At 52.3% G+C, this 20,468-nt stretch carries 16 protein-coding genes and 1 pseudogene; 5 read left to right on the top strand and 12 right to left on the bottom strand.

Going from position 1 to position 20,468, the window contains the following annotated elements:
- Nucleotides 1-177 precede the first annotated feature (177 nt).
- Nucleotides 178-1,386, top strand: a complete 1,209-nt coding sequence (locus PsW64_RS15845) for a TsoY family (seleno)protein (RefSeq protein WP_063304199.1) — start codon at nt 178-180, stop codon at nt 1,384-1,386.
- A gap of 59 nt (nt 1,387-1,445) precedes the next feature.
- Here the strand turns inward: PsW64_RS15845 and PsW64_RS15840 are convergent, their stop codons facing one another.
- From PsW64_RS15840 to cysG, 5 genes are read right to left on the bottom strand one after another with little or no spacing between them, the layout of a single operon-like run.
- On the bottom strand, nt 1,446-1,976 hold the full coding sequence (locus tag PsW64_RS15840; protein ID WP_057460987.1) for a DUF934 domain-containing protein: 531 nt from the start codon (nt 1,974-1,976) through the stop codon (nt 1,446-1,448).
- A gap of 7 nt (nt 1,977-1,983) precedes the next feature.
- Entirely contained in the window at nt 1,984-2,727 is a 744-nt protein-coding gene (locus tag PsW64_RS15835; protein WP_063304198.1) for a phosphoadenylyl-sulfate reductase, read from the bottom strand.
- Nucleotides 2,717-4,372, bottom strand: coding sequence for a nitrite/sulfite reductase (locus PsW64_RS15830; RefSeq protein ID WP_063304197.1), 1,656 nt, complete (start codon nt 4,370-4,372; stop codon nt 2,717-2,719). The genes PsW64_RS15835 and PsW64_RS15830 overlap by 11 nt, the downstream gene beginning before the upstream one ends.
- A gap of 24 nt (nt 4,373-4,396) precedes the next feature.
- Nucleotides 4,397-4,702, bottom strand: coding sequence for a DUF2849 domain-containing protein (locus PsW64_RS15825; protein WP_057460990.1), 306 nt, complete (start codon nt 4,700-4,702; stop codon nt 4,397-4,399).
- 11 nt (nt 4,703-4,713) lie between these two features.
- Nucleotides 4,714-6,183, bottom strand: coding sequence for a siroheme synthase CysG (cysG, locus tag PsW64_RS15820; RefSeq protein ID WP_208980824.1), 1,470 nt, complete (start codon nt 6,181-6,183; stop codon nt 4,714-4,716).
- A 566-nt stretch (nt 6,184-6,749) separates the two neighbouring features.
- On the opposite strand from cysG, the gene PsW64_RS27390 reads away from it, so the two are divergent.
- Nucleotides 6,750-8,468, top strand: a complete 1,719-nt coding sequence (locus PsW64_RS27390) for an autotransporter outer membrane beta-barrel domain-containing protein (protein ID WP_153040699.1) — start codon at nt 6,750-6,752, stop codon at nt 8,466-8,468.
- Nucleotides 8,469-8,488: 20 nt separating this feature from the next.
- Here the strand turns inward: PsW64_RS27390 and PsW64_RS15810 are convergent, their stop codons facing one another.
- The 3 genes from PsW64_RS15810 to PsW64_RS15800 all read right to left on the bottom strand — a co-directional run bounded on the left by PsW64_RS15810 (nt 8,489) and on the right by PsW64_RS15800 (nt 12,610).
- Complete coding sequence (locus PsW64_RS15810) at nt 8,489-8,872, bottom strand: RidA family protein (protein WP_208980823.1); 384 nt, start codon at nt 8,870-8,872, stop codon at nt 8,489-8,491.
- A gap of 149 nt (nt 8,873-9,021) precedes the next feature.
- Nucleotides 9,022-11,274 carry a hypothetical protein gene (locus tag PsW64_RS15805; RefSeq protein WP_063304194.1) on the bottom strand — a complete coding sequence of 751 codons (2,253 nt, stop codon included), beginning with the start codon at nt 11,272-11,274 and terminating at the stop codon, nt 9,022-9,024.
- Between the two features lie 172 nt (nt 11,275-11,446).
- Nucleotides 11,447-12,610 carry an acetyl-CoA acetyltransferase gene (locus PsW64_RS15800; RefSeq protein WP_063286869.1) on the bottom strand — a complete coding sequence of 388 codons (1,164 nt, stop codon included), beginning with the start codon at nt 12,608-12,610 and terminating at the stop codon, nt 11,447-11,449.
- A gap of 375 nt (nt 12,611-12,985) precedes the next feature.
- Between PsW64_RS15800 and PsW64_RS15795 the strand changes: the two genes are divergently transcribed.
- On the top strand, nt 12,986-13,900 hold the full coding sequence (locus PsW64_RS15795; RefSeq protein ID WP_063304193.1) for a glycosyltransferase family 2 protein: 915 nt from the start codon (nt 12,986-12,988) through the stop codon (nt 13,898-13,900).
- Nucleotides 13,901-14,020: 120 nt separating this feature from the next.
- On the top strand, nt 14,021-14,983 hold the full coding sequence (locus PsW64_RS15790) for a glycosyltransferase family 2 protein (RefSeq protein WP_063304192.1): 963 nt from the start codon (nt 14,021-14,023) through the stop codon (nt 14,981-14,983).
- 59 nt (nt 14,984-15,042) lie between these two features.
- On the opposite strand, the pseudogene PsW64_RS15780 reads toward PsW64_RS15790, so the two are convergent.
- From PsW64_RS15780 to PsW64_RS15770, 3 genes and pseudogenes are all read right to left on the bottom strand, one after another.
- Nucleotides 15,043-15,981: pseudogene (locus PsW64_RS15780) on the bottom strand (tetratricopeptide repeat protein).
- Nucleotides 15,982-16,236: 255 nt separating this feature from the next.
- On the bottom strand, nt 16,237-16,674 hold the full coding sequence (locus PsW64_RS15775) for a VOC family protein (RefSeq protein WP_063304262.1): 438 nt from the start codon (nt 16,672-16,674) through the stop codon (nt 16,237-16,239).
- 70 nt (nt 16,675-16,744) lie between these two features.
- Entirely contained in the window at nt 16,745-17,872 is a 1,128-nt protein-coding gene (locus PsW64_RS15770; RefSeq protein WP_208980822.1) for a glycosyltransferase family 4 protein, read from the bottom strand.
- Nucleotides 17,873-18,090: 218 nt separating this feature from the next.
- Between PsW64_RS15770 and PsW64_RS15765 the strand changes: the two genes are divergently transcribed.
- Nucleotides 18,091-19,323 (top strand): TIGR03862 family flavoprotein, encoded by a 1,233-nt coding sequence (locus tag PsW64_RS15765; protein ID WP_063304261.1) that lies wholly within the window; start codon nt 18,091-18,093, stop codon nt 19,321-19,323.
- Here the strand turns inward: PsW64_RS15765 and ftrA are convergent.
- Nucleotides 19,314-20,303, bottom strand: a complete 990-nt coding sequence (gene ftrA, locus PsW64_RS15760; RefSeq protein WP_063304260.1) for a transcriptional regulator FtrA — start codon at nt 20,301-20,303, stop codon at nt 19,314-19,316. The genes PsW64_RS15765 and ftrA overlap by 10 nt on opposite strands.
- Nucleotides 20,304-20,468: the final 165 nt, after the last annotated feature.

Genomic DNA, 20,468 nt, shown 5'->3' with positions numbered 1-20,468 from the left:
TCATCTACTCAAATTTGAACTCGAGACTGTGTCATTTTGCGCAAGTTCGAACACAGTGCTTATTTTACCTTATTAAATTCAATGCATTATCTCTATATTAGATTTTTCTAATTTTATGTATTGTTATTTTAGTATTTTCTAATATATTAATTTCAACTTCAAAAAAGGATTAGCCCAATGCGTTATCTTTCTAATTTAGGTGAGCGGTATTCTCCTCTGTACTTTTTGTCCGCCGTTGGTGCAGGTGGCTTGGCAATTAGCTTCTTTATGTACCTGATGTGGATGACACCACATAAGGGATCTCCTATCGCCAACTTTGCCTCTTTGACTGAGGCCTTCAACAACGGTTCCATCGCTATGCAGGCGCTGATTGTTGTGGCCGCGGTTGGTATTATCTTCTTCTCAGTTTTGCACTTTCGCTTGCTGTTCTGGAATTTCTCCGAATACGGAAAGTGGAAACAAACCAAAGTTTTTGAAGGCTTTAAAAACTCCAATGCGGAAAGTCAGCTGATGACTATTCCGCTGGCTTTTGCCATGACAGTCAATGTCAGCTTCATCGCGGGTGCGGTGTTTGTGCCAGGCCTTTGGAGCATCCGCGAAATCCTGTTCCCCTTCTCCCTGCTGGCATTTGCAGCTATCGGAGTGTTGGGCTTCCGCATCTATCTGGACTTCATCTCCCGTGTCCTGACAGAGGGTGGATATGAGTGCGCAAAGAACAACAGCCTCGGTCAGATGATCTCCGTGTTCGCATTTGCCATGATTGGCGTTGGCTTCTCTGCTCCGGCAGCTATGAGTCAAACCAAGGTGATTGCGGCAATCGGCATTGCTGGTAGCGCTCTGTTCATCGGCGCAGCGATTGTGATGGGGACAATCAAACTGATCCTTGGCTTCCGTTCCATGATGGAGCACAAGGCAGCTGGTGAAACCACACCAACACTCTGGATCATCATCCCATTCCTGACCGTTGTTGGCATTGCAATCTACCGCATCAAAATGAGCCTTGCGCATAACTTCGATGCACCGGTAACTGCTGGTGGTATCTATGTTTTCCTGATCAGCCTGTTCGCAATCCAGATCCTGTTTGGCCTGATCGGCTGGGCAGTCATGAAGCGGGTTGGCTACTATGACCGCTGGATCGCGGGTCCGGACAAATCTCCAGGTTCTTACGCGCTGGTCTGCCCTGGTGTTGCACTGTTCGTCTTCGGTAATTTCGTGATCAATGCGGGTCTTGTGAAACTCGGTGTTCTTGGCTCCATGTCCATCGCCTACTTCGCGCTGTACGCCCCACTGATTGTAATCCAGATCGCAACAGTCTGGCTGTTCCTGAAGCTCAACGGAAAGATGCTTTCAGCGTCCAACCAGCTACAGGCTCAACCAGCAGAATAAGAAAAAGGCGGGCGTTTGACCCGCCTTTTCTCATTAAATTTGAGTATCTTGCTCTAAAATCAAATCGGACGTCGTGCCCATGGTCTCGTACCAGCGGGCGCTTCTTTTCGCGCAAAGACTGGCTGCGTGTAGGCAGTAACTTCATTGAGGTTGCCGGACTCCAGATCAGCTCGTAGACGTGGGTTGTCCAGCGCGAAACTGTTGATGCCGACGCGGAGCATGAAGCCGATCTGATCGAGAATGAACGGACCAACCGCACGGATCTCGCCACCGTAGCGCAGTCCATCCCTCAGAATGCGGGCAGCAGAGAAACCTCGGCCATCTGCAAAGCTTGGGAAGTCCACTGCGATGAGTTCCAGCGCCTCAAGGTGATCAGCCAGCTTTTCCGCTTTTTCACCTGCACGAAGTACAACACCCAAAGTCAGATTTGTCTGCTTAAGCTGTTGTTCTTCTGCCAGAAAACGCTCCAGAGAGAAGATAAACTTCCCCTCGGCTGGCAGGGCTTCATCCTCTGCAATATAGGCCCAGTCATCAGCAACGATCTCGTCGTTCTTGAAGATCTCAGTGGTCTTTTTGAGTTCTGTTGTCATTTGAACCTCAGATGCTTTGGGCTGCGCCGCCCTTGGACGCACTTGAGAAATGAATTCCACATTCAGTTTTGTCCTGACCGCGCCAACGGCCTGAGCGTGGGTCTTCACCCGGAGCAACCTTGTCTGTGCAAGGCATACACCCGATGGAAGGATACCCTTCTGCGACCAGCGGATGTGGTGGCAGGCCATTATCCTTTGCGTATTGAAGGACTTCGGCAGCGGTCCAGTTGGCCAGCGGGTTCACTTTGATGCGTCCTTCTTCGACCTCAAAATGCTCCAGACTGGCTCGAGTGTCAGCCTGATGGCGTTTGCGACCAGAGATCCAAGCTTCGAAGCCACCAAGCGCTTTTGCGAGTGGAACCACTTTGCGGATGTGACAGCACGCATCAGTATCAGACGCCCAGAGAGCACCTTTTGGATCTTTCTCAGCAAGATCTTCTGGTTCAGGCGTGATGACACGTACGTCCAAAAGTCCAAGTTGCTCAACCAGTTCGTCACGATAGCGCTTTGTTTCGCCAAACAGTTTGCCGGTGTCGACAAACAGGACTGGCGTACGCACGTCGATCTGAGAGACCATGTGCAGCAGCACGGAGCTGTCCGCGCCGAAAGACGACACTATAGCAATCTTACCGGCAAATTGGCCTTTGAGCGAGTGCTCCAGAACCCCCCGGGCATAATGCTCGGCATACATCCGATTCAGCAGTTTCGCCTGCGCTTCAAGTAAAGACTTATATGTTTGATCACGAACCATAAAGTGCCTCTTTGAAGGGTTGATCACCCAGGCGGCGATAGGCGTCGATGAAGCTTTCTTCCTCATCCAGGCGGTTCGCCAAATAGGTATCGACAACAGTCTCAACGGCATCGGTGATCTCTGCTTCCGGGAAGCCGCGACCGATGATTTTGCCGATAGATGTGTTCTGATCCGCAGAACCACCCAGTGTAATCTGATAGAGCTCTTCGCCTTTGCGGTCTACGCCCAAAATGCCGATGTGGCCGACGTGGTGGTGACCACAGGCGTTGATGCAGCCGGAGATTTTCAGTTTCAAGTCACCAATTTCGTTCTGACGCTTAACCTCTTCAAACCGCTTGGAAATTTCCTGAGCGATTGGGATAGAGCGAGCATTTGCCAGAGCACAATAGTCCAGGCCTGGGCAAGCGATCATGTCGGTGATCAGGCCAGCGTTTGAATCTGCGAGCTCGTTTGCCTTCAGGATCTTGTAGACAGTGGGGACATCTTGCAGCTTTACGTGTGGCAGAACGAGGTTCTGTTCATGTGTAACGCGCAATTCATCATGCCCAAACCGTTGTGCTACATCAGCAATTACGTCCATCTGATCGGCTGTTGCATCCCCCGGCGCACCACCAATTGGCTTGAGTGAGATGGTGACAGATGTGTAACCCTCAGCTTTGTGCGCATGCAGGTTGCGGCTGGAGAACAAGGCCAGATCGCGGTCTTCGCGCTTGGCTGCTTCCAGCTCTGTGCTGATCTTCGGCAGGGCTTCAAAAGATGGTGGGGCGAAGTATTCGTTGATGCGAACGACTTCTTCATTTGGCAGATCGAGGATACCGTTTTTGGTTGCCTCGAACTCAGTCTCAATGTCCTGCTTCAGCTCTTCCAGACCGGTTTCGTGAACCAGGATCTTGATGCGAGCCTTGTACTTATTATCGCGGCGACCATAGCGATTGTAGACACGCAGGATCGCCTCGCTGTATGCCAGCAAGTCATTTTCTGGTAGGAAATCCCGTACCTTACGGCCAACCATCGGCGTACGACCCAAGCCACCACCCACGAAGACCACAAAGCCGATTTCCCCGTTTTCGTTACGGGTCAGCTGCAGGCCGATGTCATGGACCTGTACGGCTGCACGGTCATGTTCAGCACCTGTGATCGCAATCTTGAACTTGCGTGGCAGGAACAGGAATTCCGGATGCAGAGAGGACCATTGACGCAGGATTTCGGCGTAAACGCGTGGGTCTGCGAACTCGTCCGCGGCTGCGCCTGCGAACTGGTCTGAGGTGACATTGCGGATACAGTTGCCGGAGGTCTGGATGGCGTGCATCTCGACGTCGGCAAGTTCATGTAGAATCTGCGGTGTATCAGAGAGCTTTGGCCAGTTAAACTGGATGTTCTGGCGCGTTGTGAAGTGGCCGTAACCTCTGTCGTAAGTCCTTGCGATATGGGCAAGTTTACGCATCTGGTTTGCATTGAGCGTGCCGTATGGAATTGCGACACGCAGCATGTAAGCGTGCAGCTGCAGGTAAAGACCATTCATCAGGCGGAGCGGCTTAAACTCGTCTTCGGTCAGCTCGCCAGACATACGGCGGCGGACCTGATCTTCGAACTGGCTCACGCGCTGATTAACAAAGTCGCGATCAAATTCATCGTAGCGGTACATGGAAACTCCTGAATCTAAAAGGACTTAGGCCGAACGCAGATGGCGTTCGGCTTGTTTGCCGAGGTCGAGACGAGTGGTTGGCCCTTGTGCGCGAATGCGCTCTTTCAGGCTCTTTGGCTGCAAATGGCCGTCTTTCAGTTCCAGATCAATCGCGTAGGTGCCGAGAACGTACTGTTTATCTTCACCGGCTTTCGCGAAATCCAGAGCTGAGGCCATGTCTTCGTCGGTGTTAAGGATCCAGGCGGCCTCAACAAACTCGACCCACTCTCCGTTGTGGCCGAGCCAGACGACATCACCATCGACCAGTCTGTTGGCGGTAATAGTTTTCATCGGGTCTCTCCCTAGGCTGCGACAACAGCCGGTAACTTCTCGAATTTAATTGGACTTAGAGGGAGCGAGCGCGACTGATCTGCGTGGGCCACTGCCTTACCAATGATGATAAGTGTGGGTCCGGTGACACTGTCGTGCTGCTCAAAATTACAAAGGTCTTGCAGGGTGCCTGCAAAATTGCGTTCTTTTGTCTGGGCTGCGTTCTCAATCGCCATGACGGGCGTGGATAAGTCCAACCCGGATTTTGCCAGCAAGTTGGCAACTTTTCCTGCAACGGTGCGCCCCATGTAGACAGCGGTTGTCGCTCCATTCAGAGCAAGGTCCGCCCAGTCCGGGAGGACATCACCATGCTGGTTATGCCCTGTAGCAAACACCAGTGAGGAGGCAACACCCCGTAATGTCAAAGGAATTTGCGCACTGGCGGCGGCAGCAAACGCTGCGGTGACACCGGGTACAATCTCAAAGTCCACATCATGCTCACGCAGCGCGGCGATCTCTTCTCCAGCGCGGCCAAACACCATTGGGTCCCCTGCTTTCAGGCGGACAACCCGTTTGCCGGACTTGGCAGCGGAGACCAATAACTGGTTGATTTGCGTTTGCGTTGAACTGTGCGTTCCTTTGCGTTTTCCTACGCTGATGCGTGTTGCGTCGCGGCGGCCCATGGAAACCACGGCATCCGGTACCAATGCATCATAGAAAATAACATCTGCTTCCTGCAGGACACGCTGTGCGCGCAGGGTCAGCAGGTCTTCTGCTCCTGGGCCAGCACCCACAAGCCAGACATATCCCCGCTGATCCTGCTCACTGTTCAGCAAGCGATGCGCTTCGGTCAGAGCCTTTTGTGTCTCACCAGCAAAAATGTTCGCAGCTATAGTCCCTGAAAAAAATTCAGCCCAAAAGCGACGACGCGCACTTCCCGAAGGCATCAGCTTACCAACTGTAGCACGGAAGCTGTCTGCCAACCTTGCGAGTTGACCGGCTTCACGTGGTAACAGAGCTTCAACCTGTGCGCGGATGTGGCGGGCATAAACAGGGCCAACGCCTGTTGAGGTGATCGCCACGGCAACAGGTGCACGATTGACCATCGCACCGGTGTAAAAATCACAAAGCTCAGGACGGTCCACTGCGTTGACCGGGATGCCTTTCTCACGAGCAGCTTCTACGATCTCACGGTCCAGCTCTTCTTCATCAGTGGCAGCAAACACCAGGGCTGCGCCATCCAGATAAGCCGGGTTGAACACGCTAAGCATGAAGACGCCGTCCGCGTCTGCCACCGCTTCGGCCAAAGCTGCACTAGGGCGCTCATGGCTGACAACGCGGATGTGCGCTTTGGTTTGCGCCAGAAGTCTTACCTTTGCAGCAGCTTCATCACCACAGCCAACAACAACAACCATTTTGCCTTCAACCTTGTGAAAGGTTGGAAAGACAGCGAGTTTATTGCTCTCGTCCTGCTGTGTGTTGAAGCTCTCTACCAAAGCCATTGCGCTCTCCAAGCGTTTTGGGATCATTGGGAGCGAGTTTACAGAGTAGAGTTCCTCTAAGCTCGGTATGGCATTCCAAAGCTGGATGACTGCGTAGAAAAGATTTTTTCTCAAACAGAAAATGCAGAAAAGTGCGAGCGCATAAATGCGGGAAACATGCCATTCCCCATGAGAAAATTATTCTACAAAAACTCTCGGTAATTCGATTCTATCTTCACTTACATCACAGATACTGACCAAGTTTAGTACGTTTTGCTTCAGTAGCGGCCGGGATGTTCTCAACTGAGAAAAGGCCAATCTCACTACATCTCCGGGTCACGTGAGAGAGGTCCCCAACTTCTGTGGCCAAGAGCTTTGCTCAATCATCTGAAAATGTATACGCCCCGCATATTATCCTTTAGTTTCCAATAGTTAGTGGTGGGAACTCTGATATTTGGGAATTATTTCCCGGGCTTTCGTCAGGTTAAAGTCAGTTGAGCTTATGATTGACTAACAGACGACTTTACGGACCATTCGCTCATTTAGCACTTAGCCTTCTTATCAGATTTCATAGAGCAGGTGATTGCATGCAAGTTGCCCTTCCAAACCACATTGGCATGTTCAAAGTCATCAAGGCACTTTTCTTTAATCTACTCATAATTACGGGCCTTCAACTCACTGGAGGCTTTTTAACTGTGAGCCATGCTCAAACGGTTACCTGCCCAGATGATGGCCGTATTACTTTTAGTTTGGAAACCGAGGTATGCAACGATGTCTACTCCACGTATTCCAATTCTCAAAATGGGTTTGTATTGGAGTACTCAGGCCCGGGAACATTCATAATTCAACTACGGAAAAACGGTGCTTTAGCAGCAGATTCCGCTTTTACTATTAGCTCTGGGAATTGGACTAACTATGGCAGTGGACACTCCAAGACATGTAACAACTCCACCAGTGATTGTAATTTTTCATTTTCGGATGAAACAGAGAATGGAGATCGATACACTTTCTCTGCGAGCCTACCCGTTGGATCATTCATTGCTGTAAACTCGAGTGTCATAATCACCCGTGCGAGTGTTCAAGGAAATGCTTCTCCTTCCGCAACTGCTGCGGCCAATCTTTCTGTTGCTCGCACGACGCTCATTCTTGGTAATCAACCCAGTTTTTCCAGCCTAATGCAGCAGCCTCCCTCAAGGTCAGCCAACCCGATGGGGTATCTTGCGCTTAATGGATCGGAGACTGGGCAAAATGTTTTCTTCATGACCAGTTTGAATCGGATACGCATTGGCATGGCGGCAGGAGAGCGAAAACCAGCTGATCACCAGAGGTCCAACCAAGCTAATCCATCACTTGCTTTTGCTCCTCTTTCTCAGAAATCACTCAGCACAGGTGCATTTGCCCCACTTCTGACAATGGCTCCCAGAGCACAAGATACCAAACAAGCCGCTATTGAGAATGCGATAGGCGAATCGGATAGTCCCAGCCCTTCAGGACAGATACAGCCTGAACCTGAACCATTCACTGCAGTGCCTTATGGTGCTGATTATGATGTCTGGATCCGCCTTTCAGGAAACCGAGGAAAGAACGGAGATGCCTCATCCAACTTCTGGATTGGGCATGTAGGTGGCCATGTATTTTTAAATCCAGACTTTATTGTAGGTGGCCTTCTACAACTGGATTGGGTGAGCACCAGCGATAGTTCAATTGGTCAACAAGGACGTGGCGGCGGGTGGATGATCGGCCCGTATGCTGCTGCCCGTTTCTTTGACCAGCGCCTCTATCTGGACTTCAACGCCTCATGGGGGCGGGGAAGTAATGATGTTGGTGCGATTGGAACGAATGAAGAAAGCAACTTTGATAGTTATCGTTGGCTGATCGCAGGCAAGCTATCCGGGCCTATAGATTATCAGAATTGGCGTTTCACTCCAGAAGTAGGTGTCAGCTACTTTCGTGAAGAAGCAGATGGATTCTTTGATAGTGCGGGCACTCATATCGCTGGCCAAACAGCAGCACAAGGCGAAGTCCTGTTTGGCCCTTATGTCAGATACACCTATCGTTTGGATGAAGACACTTTCCTCCTGCCCAGTATCGGGATTACCGGACGGTGGAACTTCGGCGTTGAAAATCCAAGTTCCATAGCCAGCCCTGTTTTGGAGTCTGGAGATATAAGAGCACGTGTTGATGGTGGCTTAACTGGTGTGTTCCGTCGTGGGGTGAGCCTTGGCGTCAAAGGCTACTATGACGGCTTTGGTATCGCTAACTTCTACAATTATGGAGGTGACTTACGTCTCAACGTTCCATTCTAGAATTGGTAAAGGAGTCCACCTCACCCACCATAGTGTGCGCTGACGATGACGCGGACTTCTACCAGGGCGCCTTCACGGCGGAGGCCGGCGGCCTCAATGGCGGTCCAGGCTGGGTAGGGTTTGGAGAAGAACTCGAGGCGGATGGTGTCGAACAGCTCGAAGTGATCGCGCAGGCCGATGTGGTAGCTGGTCATCTCAACAACGGCATCCATATCGACGTTGGCTTCACGCAGGATGCATTCGATCTTTTTGAAGGTGTTGCGGAACTGGGCTTCGGGGTCTTCCGGCATCTGGCCGCTCATATCCGCGCCTGTCATGCCACTCAGGAAGATGTGGTTTCCCGAGAAGATAGCTGGTGACATGTTGAGCTGTTCTGAAACGGATTGAAACTCGTGCGGGAGCACTAAACGCTTGACCATGAAATACCTTTCTTGCACGTGCCTTCGGGAGCTTCGAACGAACCGAAGACATGCAAACTATAAAACCGCCCGCAGAACCTAGCAGAGGGCGGTGAAAATCCAAATGATGTTGTCGTGAGACTGGCTTGCTTCTTTTACTTGAAGGCGGAAGGAATAAACTCCACGGCCTTGCAAGGGATGTATTTACCGCGCCGGATCAGATTTCGGGAAGCTGATTTGTAGACGACATCCTTGAGCACCAGATAGGCTGGTAGTTTGGCGTTGGAACCATAGACCTTCATAATCATATCTGCCCATTTTTTTGCCAGGTCGCTTGGTTTTTCGACGATAGGTACGCCGTTGTGCTTTTCGCCAGTGTATTTGAGGATCAGTTCTTTTTGAACTGCAGGCTTTGAGAGGGCTGCTAACGCACCTGTCAGTGAGGCTTCCTGGTCTTTTGTTCTACCGTCTGCTTCTGTCCGGCCCCCTTCCGGTGCTCCATCAGTCTCTTCTACTTCCTCCTCTTTTTCTTTAACGACGACGTTGTAATGGTTCTTCTTGCCACTTTCGTCAGGCTTGAACTCGATCTCGAACATCATTGCCCAAGGCTGTTTGCTGGCCCATTTCTTGATGTTCTTGAGACTGGTGCCCTTGCTCATTTTTGCGATCACCTGCTGGAGAATGTTTTCCTGCAGGGCGTTGAAGGCTTCATGGGCTTCGCCGAAGCTTTCCAGCATGCCCTCACCTTTGGAGCTGAGGAATTTTTCCAGCTCCTCTTTATGTGCTTTCAGCTTTTCAGCTTTGCGGGCCTGATCTGCCTTCAGGTCAGCAATGTTATCTGCAAGCTCTGCCAGATCTCCAGCCATGTTTTTGGGTGCTGCGCGAAGCTTTTGGGCCGCCTGAACAGACTCCGAGGTCTCCTTACACGCCACCACATGGACTTTCTTTTCAGGCTTGCCGCGTTTGAGTTTTCCTTTGAGGCCAGAGCGGTTTTCGCGGTACCAGACTTCCTTCACTTCCATATAGTCTGGCAGTTGATCCGATATGTCCTGTCCTTCTTTTTGAGCTGTCAGCAAAGTTTTGGCCCATGCCATGGAGGCCTCACTGGGAATGCCCACAAATGGTTTGCCGTCCGGTCCTGTTTCTCCAGTCTCGCGGTGAGACATGGAGGCCATCATCTGTCCTGAGCGCAGGCCGTTGAAGACCAGCTCCGGCGTGGTTGCGAGCTCGGTTTTGGTTACAGCTTTGTGGGGCATGTCCACATGGTTATCGACCATCGGGTCACCGGTACTTGCCGGTGTTTCCGGTGCTTTTCGTGTTTCTGATGTGATGGAAAAGTTGCGGCCTTCTTTTTTAATATTGACCTTCACCATCTGGGCCCATGGCTGCGTTTCCGCCCAGGCCAGGCTCTTCTTCATGTTGTTGCTTTTGTCCAGATGAGTCAGCACCATTTCTTCTGCCGTGCGCTGTAAACCAGAGGTGGCGAAAACGGCTTTGGGCCGCTCATCTGACAATTGCAGGACGGCTGCTTCGACTTCAGCTCCCCGATTGATTGCAGCTTCCACACAGTTGGTGCAATTGAGCGCGAAGGCCATTTGCTTGGAGGTGGCGGTGCCATAAGCGATGGCTTCTTCTTCCAGCTCGGCCAGTCGTTTCTTTTCACGCTCTGACACCGCATTAGCTTTGGCTTCATGCAGGGTCTTCATCATGGTGTCGCCAAAGGCTTTTTCGTGCATCAGCTCTTTGGTTGAGGCCACCAGCTCATTGCCCAACACCTTCATGTTCTGGCTGAAGAACATGATGGTTTCACGCTGTGCTGTGTCCATCTGGTTGGAGGGAGTATCGCTGGCCTGACGGAGATAGGCTCTGAACTCGGGCGCGGTTGACTGATCCTGAAACACTTCGCGGGTCAATTGACGGGATTGTTTTTTCAGCTCGATTTCGTGCTGCATCAGCACCATTTGCCGGGCTTTATTATCGCTCTCCCCCAGAGTGCCTTTGACCAGTCGATCCCATTTGACGGCCTCCGGGTCCGCATAGGCTGCACCCAACGGGTCTTCATCATAATGGGATTTTTGGGACTGGTAGGAGTTGAGGCGCTGGGTGAAGCCTTCGGTGGATTTGATGCCGGCGTCTTTCAAAGCTGCTGAGAGAGGGCGTTTCTTACGCTCCGCAGCCGGTGTGCCTTCAACGATGTAATCTGCGATATCAGGTTCTGTGGTCCACTCTGGTGTGTCTTCGTCCACTTGCGAGCCAATCGCCGCGCTTGCCTCAGAGGTTTTGCTGGTGACGCTTGCGGAGCGTTTCTTTCGGCCACCGCCAACGAGATCATGGAACTTCCAGTTCATCTCTGAATAGACTTTTTTCAGCCAATCATCGTACTTGGGGGCTGACTCTTGTCCTGGCATCGACACACCTCTCCTAACCTTGCGTCAGACAAAAGGTTTACCACGATCACATTGGTGTAATGATGCTGGTTTGAGGGCTTAGTTAGCGATTGGTGAGCTGCAAGGCCACAATGCAAAAGAAAAGCCCCGGCGGACCGGGGCTCTGATACTCATTTGTCTGGTTTTGCCGGGTTTACTTGAGGCGCTGCATCACAGACACATAGTTGGCAACGGCTGCGCCGCCCATGTTGAAGATACCGCCGAGCTCTGCGCCGTCAACCTGAATGCCGCCAGCTTCGCCTACCAGCTGCATGGATGTGAGGACGTGCATGGAAACGCCGGTTGCGCCAATCGGGTGGCCTTTTGCCTTCAGACCGCCAGATGGGTTGACCGGCAGTTTGCCGTCCTTCTGGGTCCAGCCTTCCAGGATCGCTTTCGCGCCCTGACCTTCTGGCACCAGCCCCATGGCTTCATATTCGATCAGCTCAGCGATGGTGAAGCAGTCGTGGGTTTCAACAAAGGACAGGTCTTCAACGGTGATGTTGGCCATGGAGAGCGCACGCTTCCAAGCTTCTGTACAGCCTTCAAACTTGAGGATGTCGCGCTTGGACATTGGCAGGAAGTCCTGCGCGTGCCCCATGCCGCGGAAGGCGACGGCCTTTTTGGCAGAGAGGGCTGTGGTGGTGTCGGTGAGGACGATGGCTGCTGCGCCGTCAGACACAAGTGAGCAGTCTGTCCGCTTCAGCGGGCCAGCTACGAACGGGTTCTTCTCGCTCTCGTTGAGGCAGAACTCGACGCCAAGATCCTTGCGCATCTGTGCGTATGGGTTCTCCACGCCGTTCTTGTGGTTCTTCGCAGCGATGTGGGCCAGCGCTTCGCTCTGGTCGCCGTGCTTTTGGAAATACATGCCTGCGATTTTGCCGAAGACACCAGCGAAACCAGCCGGGGTATCGCCATCTTCTGGCAGGTAAGAAGCTTTGAGCAGGTTTGCTCCGATTTCACGGCCCGGCGTGGTGGTCATCTGCTCAACACCAACGACGAGCACGAACTTGGCGTCGCCTGCCTTGATGGATTTGACGCCCTGATGCACGGCAGCTGAGCCCGTCGCACATGCGTTTTCTACGCGGGTGGTTGGCTTGAAGCGCAGCTTGTCATCTGCCTGAAGCACGAGGCTTGCTGTAAAATCCTGCTTGGAAAAACCTGCATTGAAGTGACCCAGAACGATCTCATCAATGTCTTCAGCGGCGAGACCGGCATCGGCAATCGCTTGCTTGGCAACCTTTGTGACGAGTGTCTCTACGGTTTCATCTGCCAGTTTGCCAAACGGTGTATGTGCCCAACCAATAATTGCGGCCATTTTCTTCTCCCAAAGAAATTAAAGTGGGTGCCGAAAGTCTCGCCTCAAACCCGGCTCTCAAATGCGCGCAAATCGTTTCACCCCTGCGCGCCAGATGCAATCATACGGAAGTTGTAGTGAACGGGGCTATCCGAGGGACTTTATGCTAGGTTTTGTCGATCTGACAGTCCTTTTCACCCAAGCCAAGCGATGGTTTCTGGTTTGCTCTCTCCGTATGAGCAGGGTTTGACTGGCGGTGCGCGACGACTTTCTCAGTCATCTCCCTTATTTGATATTGATGGGTTTCTATTGGGTGAAAACAGTCCTTCATATTGGACGAATTTCGGAATGTGTAGGGGGGAGTAAACTCTAGATTATTGCGGATAATCCAAGAGTTTGAGGCCCGATATCTCCACCCAGAGCAAAATCATCGACATTGCAGCAAAGCGGGCCCAGCAAGGAAAGCCAACCGCTGACGAGCGATCTGATGAGGCCCGCATTCCGATGTCTGTTTTCATCATCGCGAAGAATGAGGAAGACCGGATCGGGCAGACGATTGCCAGCTGCATTCACTGGGCTGATGAGGTCATTGTGATTGACAGTGGGTCGACGGACCAGACCGTCACCGTTGCCCAGCGCATGGGCGCCCGTGTGCTGCACAATGACTGGAATGGCTATGGCTTGCAAAAGCGGTTTGGTGAGGACCAGTGCCGGAATGACTGGATCCTGAACATTGATGCCGATGAGGTGGTCACACCTGCACTGCGCGATGAGATAGTGGGCTTGTTCCAAACCTCTGTTCTTGCGCAGAACGATTTTTGGGAGGTGGACATCTGCGATGTGTGGCCTCACGAAACGACCGCTGCAAAACACGCCTACTCTCATAAGCAAATCCGGCTTTACCGAAGGAGTGTAGGCCGTTTTTCTGCCAGCTCGGTGCATGACACGGTTCGTCCGCCCAGCGATGCCAAGATAGGCATGCTGAAGGGGCATATGGACCACCGCAGTATTCCCAGCGTTGCCTTCCACTTCGAGAAGATGAACCGCTATTCCACCATGCAAGTGCATGAGATGCGTGGACGGGGCCGCAGGATGCCGAAGTCACGGCTGCTCTATGAGTTTCCCGCAGCCTTTCTGAAGGGCTATCTGGTGCGCGGATACTGCCGATATGGCTGGTGGGGTTTGATTGCCTCCACCAACTATGCAGTTGGGCGATATCTGCGGGTCGCGAAATCCATTGAAGCAGATCTACTGGAACAGACCCATTCATCTCAGAAGGGGGCGACTGCTGCACGGCAGGATAAGACCTGACCCAGCTTCCGCCCGATATCCCTGATTTTTCAAAGAAACGACGCAACACAACAAACGCTTAGCTACCTTCGCAGCCTCAGCTGGAAGACAAAAAGCTTAAGCAGATAGGTGGCTTATTCAATGGCTGAAAAGCAACAGCAGGACCCCGCCCCTCTTGTCAGCGTGTTGATCCCTGCACGCAATGCCGCAAACACGCTTGGAGAGACGCTGAGCAGCCTGTTGGCACAAAGCTTCACAGACTTTGCTGTTGTGTTGGTGGATGATGCCTCCACCGATGAAACCCGGGAAATTGCGGAGCATTTTGCAAGCCATTTTCCGAAGGGCAGGTTTCAGATTCTTGAAGGGCTAGGTCAGGGAATCTCAAATGCGCTTAATACCGGGCTTGCGGTGATTGAGAGCCCATTGGTTGCCCGCCTTGATGCGGATGATTTGTCAGAGTCGCTTCGGCTGGAGCGGCAGGTTCGGATAATGAACCGGAACCCTGACTGGCAATTGTGCGGAACAGAAGTTTCCGTGATTGATGAGGCCGGGCAGATCATTGACCAGATGGAATGCCCGAAAAGCTCGGTTGAGATCCGCAAGCGCCTTTTTGAGAAGTGCTGTTTGTACCACCCGACCATTATGTTTCGCCGTGATGCTGTGTTGGCCCTTGACGGTTATCGACCGCATTTTGATGGAGCGGAGGATTACGACCTTTATCTGCGCTTGCTGGAGTATGGGAAAATTGGCGCCCTCAACGAGCGGCTTGTCCGGTATCGGCTGCATCCCGGTCAGGTGACAGCACGTAACGGTCGTCCTTACCGGATGGTAGCGGATATGGCTTTGCTCTGTGCTGTTGCGCGGTTGTACGATGAAGAGGAGCCGAGTTTCAGCAAGGACACGCTGGCGAATGATGTGGGCCAAGCACTGCGTGATGAACTACGGGAGCGCGGCTTCCTGCATATCTCGCCAAAGGTGGCACGGCACATGGTACAGCGTGTCAAAAAAGCAAAGGCGCGGTTGGAGTACCTGAAGGGATTGTTGTTTGTTGAGAACGCAAAGGCACGGAATTACAAGGAAGCGGCCAAGGCGTTGTTGGTGTGAGGCTGCGCTCACGATATTTGGGCGAGTTGTGCTTATGTGAACTCTAGGCGGTTTAGTTTTTAATCACTGTGGGCATTAATCCAGTCACGAACCATGCGCTGTCCTTCAGTGATTTGTTCAGGGGTAAGATGCTTCACGATTTCAGTGCGATTTCTTATCGCTAATTTATTACCCTGCTTTGCAGCAAGACTATGCCACATATAAGCCATTACATAATCTCTTGGTATCCCATCACCTAATTGATACATGACACCTAAATTGCTCTGGGCTTCACTATCACCAAGCTCTGCGCCCTTGCGAAACCAACTAAACGCTGTTGCATAGTCTTTATACACTCAGGCACCGTTTACATACATTAAACCTAAGCTATTCTGCGCCAAATGAGACCCATTTAGTACAGCTTTTCGAAACCAATCAAACGCTTCGGCGTAATCTTGCTGGCCTCCTTCACCCCTCACGTACATTAAGCCTAAGCTATTTTGCGCTTTCGGATGACCATTGGTGGCAGCCTTGCGATACCATTCACGGGCTTTGGCATAATCTTGCGGGACACCTTGGCCGTTAGAGTACATAAAACCTAAATAATTCTGTGCCCGACTTAGGCCATCAACTGATGCTTTGCGATACCATTCAAAGGCTTTAGCGTAATCCTGAGGCATCCCTTGGCCATAGTAATGCATAAAACCTATGTGATACTGCGCTTTCGAATGCCCCTGCGTAGCTGCTGCGCGAAACCACTCAAGCGCTTTTGCGTAGTCCTGCTGCACTCCTTGACCGTTGTGATACATGACACCTATATTGTATTGTGCACCAGAAGAGCCCTGTGCTGCTGGTTGGCGATACCATTCAAGTGCTTTAACATAATCCTGCTGCACCCCTTCACCATTGGCAAATATTACTCCAAGACGAAATTGAAGACGACCATCAACAGTTGCATTCGCCAGTTTGATGCAGGATGATAGATTTTCTCTATCCCCCCCACAGGATAACGTCGACATTCTTCAAGAGTTTGCGAACTTACTGCTGTATTCCAGCCAATAAAAGAAAACAGAGAAAGCAAGAATAGTAATTTGTTGTGAAACATAACTTCCCTTACCACTGACTTTAACTACCAAAGATTGCACCTTACTAATCAAATCTCTTGTTCGGTTAAGACGTTGCTGGTGGGACGTTGCGCTCACGGTGCTTGCGCAGTTTAGTGCCTGCAGCATAGCCTGTTTGGAACCGAGAAGGCTCTTCTTCGGGGCTGCGCTTTAGGTGGGCTTGGTCCACTGCGCTAATTCTATCGTGATCTTTTCTGGCCCGAATAGAAACACCAGTTTTCTGTCGTTGAACTCCATGACTTCGGAACGGGTCTTGAACCCGGCGGCTTGAAGCTTTGATAGTCTGTCTTCCAGATCATCGACCGCGAAACACAAGTGATTGTAGCCTGTTCGGCAGAGGTCTTCAGGGTAAGGCTCGCTGCGTGGCTCTGGATTGCTGTAGTGCAGCAGTTGGATTTCGAACCTGGGGCTATGACCTTTCAGAACCAAAGTGACGTGCTCTGCTTCCAGGTCCGAAATGCCCATGTACTTTGAAAACACTGGACCGGAGATAACGAGGGATTTTGCTTCTTCAAAGTCAAGCAGGTTGAAGAAAGCACGCGCCTCCTCCAGATTGCGGACAGCTACCGTCACATGATCAGGGTGCATTTTGCTGGTCTCCTGGGTTGCGGGCGATCTGATCTTCGCCCTGCTGTACCAGTCCCGGTCTTCATTCACCTCACTCTGACACGAGCATGTGGTCAATGAGGCCCTGTGTTTTATCGGAGCCGCTGACAAAGTCATCCCACAGGCTCATGAGCATGTCATCGTAGTTTTCTGCGATCTGGTGGATGTTAAAGAGACGAAGCACTCTCTCCCGTCCTGCTTCTGCCATCTCCTCACGCAAAGGGCGGTTGTCGGCCAGATCGAGCAGCGCTGATGCAATCTCTTTGGGGGATCTTGGGTTGATCACCTTACCGGTTTCTCCCACCGCCTCCCATAAGCCGCCAGAGTGCGTGGTGATCACCGCAGCGCCGCAGCTCATAGCTTCAATCGCAGTGCGGCCAAACCCTTCTGCCACGATGGAGGGCACCACCGCGATGGATGATCTTGCGAGGCGTTTTTGGACATCTGAGGCATTGAGGTTGGTCTCGATCGAGACACTGTCTGCGTGGCTTGAAAGCATCTGCCGGAGAGAGTTTGCCGTTGATTGCTCTCCCTCGTCGGTAACGGCCAGTACCAGGTTCAGCTTCCACCCCGTCCGATCCAAACGATCTGCACAGGCAAGCCACGCCTGCGCCAGGTCGAACACGCCTTTGTCTTCCCTTGCCCGCCCCACATAGATCACAGAGTTTTCTTTGGGGGCTGGGGACCAGAGCTCGCAATCTATGCCGTTGGGCACCACCACACTGCGGGCTTTTACACCCGTGAAATTTTCGCAGAAGTTATTGCGGGCATCTTCGCCAACCCAGATGATGCCGGCAAGGCGGTTCATTTTGCGGGTGTACTTCCAGCGTTTGAACGCGCTGTTGCGCTCGAACCTGCCATGCCTGTGCAAGATTACAGGGGTACCGGGAAAGTCCGTGATGATCTGAAACGCCGTTTCCAAATGCTGATGCACGACGATCAGTTGCGGTCCAAACTCTGACAGCGGATCATAGAACTTTGCGGGCGTTGGCTTTTTACCCGGTTCTGTCACTGCAAAAACATCAACATCTTCAAACAGATCCTCCTCGCCTCCTGCAAAAATACGCAGGTTGCCTTTGTTCTGGCTATGAAGCGCAAGATCATGAGCGCACAGATCTATTGATGTGGCTCGAGACTGGCAAAAATGCATATTACGCGGCATTACGATTGCAGTTCTCAATGCGGCCCCCACTTTACTGTTTGCATTCAGCAAAGCTTGAAGTGCGGGGACTGTACATTCCTTAGAAGTCTTCCTTCTAATATCAGGGGTGCTTCTTTAAGGAGGTGAAAATCCCTGATGTTCTCTGCGCTCCATCTGTGGGGTGAGGCGCTCTCCCGACTTGTAATTGGCGGAAAACAAAGGCATTAGAGCTGTAAATGTCATTGGCTGGAGCCTCAATGACCATAAGCGGACTGGATGGATCTTTGACAAAGCATGTTGCAATCATCGGAGCAGGCCCTGCCGGGCTGTTTGCTGCTCAACATCTGGCAGAAGCCGGAGTGCGTGTGAGCCTCTTTGATCAACGCCCGTCCCCTGCCCGCAAGTTTTTGATGGCTGGGCTTGGTGGTCTCAATCTAACTCACAGTGAGGATCTGGAGGTTTTTCTGAGCCGCTACCGTCCTGCACATGCGCAACTGTTGCAGTCAGTGCGGGATTTTCCTCCTTCTGCTCTGCGGGAATGGAGCGCAGAGTTGGGGCAGCCGACGTTTGAAGGTTCCAGCGGCAAGGTGTTTCCTAAAAGCTTCAAAGCCTCTCCGCTGCTGCGTAACTGGCTGAAATTGCTTGATCAGCAAGGCGTAACATTGCATGCGAACACCCGATGGCACGGATTTGATGAAGCCGGAAGTTTACTGCTTCAAAAAGGCAATGAACCCATTGAAGCGCAGGCGTTTGACGCTGTTTTGCTGGCACTTGGTGGCGGTTCCTGGGCGAAGCTTGGCTCTGATGGAGCGTGGGTTTCGACTTTGCGTGACAAGCAGATTGACGTGAACGCGCTGCTCCCTGCCAATTGCGGGTTTGAGATTGCGTTCTCGGATCACTTCAAGGACCGCCACAAAGGTACTCCTCTGAAGAAGATAGCTATCTCCCACGGAGATCGCCGTGTTGTTGGTGATGCCATGCTGGATGCCTGTGGGATTGAAGGCGGCGTGATCTATGCGCTCTCAGCTGATCTGCGGGATACAATCCTTACAACAGGGACGGCACAGATTGAGATTGATCTGAAGCCGGATGTCTCTGCTGACAAGCTCACGGCCAAGCTGGCGCGGCCACGTGGTAAGCAATCCATGAGCAACTTCCTGCGCAAAGCAACCGGTTTGCCTGCTGCCGCCATCGCTTTGATGCGGGAAGCAGGACCGCTGCCGGTTGAGGCTGATGAGCTAGCAGCGCGTATCAAAGCTCTGCCGTTGCAGTTGACTGCTCCGCGCCCCATTGACCGTGCGATCTCCAGCGCGGGCGGGATTTCGTTTGACGAAATCGACGAGCACTACATGCTCACCAAACTGCCGGGTGTGTTTGTGGCGGGCGAGATGCTGGACTGGGAAGCGCCAACGGGTGGCTATCTGCTGCAGGCGGTGTTTGCGACAGGTCGCTCTGCTGCGCATGGCATGAATGCGTACCTTCAGGCGTGACGGGTTTGAAACTGGCGCCTGTAAGCTGTTGGCGTGGTGCCATATTTGCTTCTGAAGTGATGACGCAAGGTTGCTGCTGAGCCAAACCCGCAAAGGTGGGAAAGGTTCTCCATGTCCATCGCCTCTTCCGCTTCCAATAGGTGCTTGGCTGTTTCCAGTTGCTTGGTGCGCCGCCACTCTGCGGGTGCAAGTCCGGTTACCTTTGAGAATTTGCGGATGAAGGTGCGTTGGCTCATACCCATCAGATCCGCCATTTCCGGCACGGACATGGTGTAGGCACGTTTTTTCTCCAGTTCCTCAAAAAGCGCTGCGAAGCGTTTGCTTTCTCGTTCTTCGGGTACAGGCTGTTCTGCAAACTGGGTTTGCGTTCCTTCTCTGAACGGAGGTGCAACCAGTCGTTTGGCAACGCTATTGGCGATCTGTGAGCCGTAATCCTGCCGGATGATGTGAAGCGCAAGGTCAATGCCTGCTGCGCTGCCTGCGGAGGTGAATACCCTGTCGGTCTCTGAATAGAGCCGGTCTTCTTTTACATTGATGGACGGGAATCCGGTTTGCAGCGCTTCGGCATAGCGCCAGTGCGTCGTGGCTGTGCGGCCATTGAGCAGGCCAGAGCGTGCCAGTACGAAAGCACCGGAGCAGATGGAGGCAACACGGGCTCCGCGATTGTAGGCCTTACAGAGCGCCTCAATCAGGTCCTCCGGCACCGGGGTATCAATGCCACGCCAGCCGGGGATGAGGATGATGTCGGCGTGATCCAGCGCATCCAGCTGTTTTTCGGCTTTGATCTCCAGACCACCCGCGGCACGGATAGGGCCGTCCTCGATGGCGACCGTCTCATACCTGTACCAGTTCGCGCCGAGCTCTGGTCTTGGCAGGCCGAACAGCTCGTAGGCCTGTCCAAACTCAAAGGTACACAAACCGTCATAGATGAGCGTTGCGACAAGCGGGCCCTTGGGGCTGCGGGGTGTGGGCTGGACCATCGGAAAATTCAACTCAAACAAGATTGGCGTATTTTTTACGAATATAGTCATTTGAGCCAGTTTTTCGCAACCGGGAAATTCTCCAGATTATGGGAGCAGGCGAAATTCCTGTCATCACCCAAGGCTGTTTGCGGAGGCATCTCTCCTGCAAACTGCTTTAAAATA

It is taken from the genome of Pseudovibrio sp. W64, assembly GCF_001623145.1.
Lineage (GTDB): Bacteria > Pseudomonadota > Alphaproteobacteria > Rhizobiales > Stappiaceae > Pseudovibrio.
The sequence above is the reverse complement of the archived record's forward strand: the minus strand, read 5'-3'. Positions and strand labels throughout refer to the sequence as shown.

What these genes read in the sequence shown, in the direction of transcription:
- PsW64_RS15845 (WP_063304199.1), top strand. Translation starts at nt 178, where the DNA reads ATGCGTTATCTTTCTAATTTAGGTGAGCGGTATTCTCCTCTGTACTTT.
- PsW64_RS15840 (WP_057460987.1), bottom strand. Translation starts at nt 1,976, where the DNA reads ATGACAACAGAACTCAAAAAGACCACTGAGATCTTCAAGAACGACGAG.
- PsW64_RS15835 (WP_063304198.1), bottom strand. Translation starts at nt 2,727, where the DNA reads ATGGTTCGTGATCAAACATATAAGTCTTTACTTGAAGCGCAGGCGAAA.
- PsW64_RS15830 (WP_063304197.1), bottom strand. Translation starts at nt 4,372, where the DNA reads ATGTACCGCTACGATGAATTTGATCGCGACTTTGTTAATCAGCGCGTG.
- PsW64_RS15825 (WP_057460990.1), bottom strand. Translation starts at nt 4,702, where the DNA reads ATGAAAACTATTACCGCCAACAGACTGGTCGATGGTGATGTCGTCTGG.
- cysG (WP_208980824.1), bottom strand. Translation starts at nt 6,183, where the DNA reads ATGGCTTTGGTAGAGAGCTTCAACACACAGCAGGACGAGAGCAATAAA.
- PsW64_RS27390 (WP_153040699.1), top strand. Translation starts at nt 6,750, where the DNA reads ATGCAAGTTGCCCTTCCAAACCACATTGGCATGTTCAAAGTCATCAAG.
- PsW64_RS15805 (WP_063304194.1), bottom strand. Translation starts at nt 11,274, where the DNA reads ATGCCAGGACAAGAGTCAGCCCCCAAGTACGATGATTGGCTGAAAAAA.
- PsW64_RS15800 (WP_063286869.1), bottom strand. Translation starts at nt 12,610, where the DNA reads ATGGCCGCAATTATTGGTTGGGCACATACACCGTTTGGCAAACTGGCA.
- PsW64_RS15790 (WP_063304192.1), top strand. Translation starts at nt 14,021, where the DNA reads ATGGCTGAAAAGCAACAGCAGGACCCCGCCCCTCTTGTCAGCGTGTTG.
- PsW64_RS15775 (WP_063304262.1), bottom strand. Translation starts at nt 16,674, where the DNA reads ATGCACCCTGATCATGTGACGGTAGCTGTCCGCAATCTGGAGGAGGCG.
- PsW64_RS15765 (WP_063304261.1), top strand. Translation starts at nt 18,091, where the DNA reads ATGACCATAAGCGGACTGGATGGATCTTTGACAAAGCATGTTGCAATC.
- ftrA (WP_063304260.1), bottom strand. Translation starts at nt 20,303, where the DNA reads ATGGTCCAGCCCACACCCCGCAGCCCCAAGGGCCCGCTTGTCGCAACG.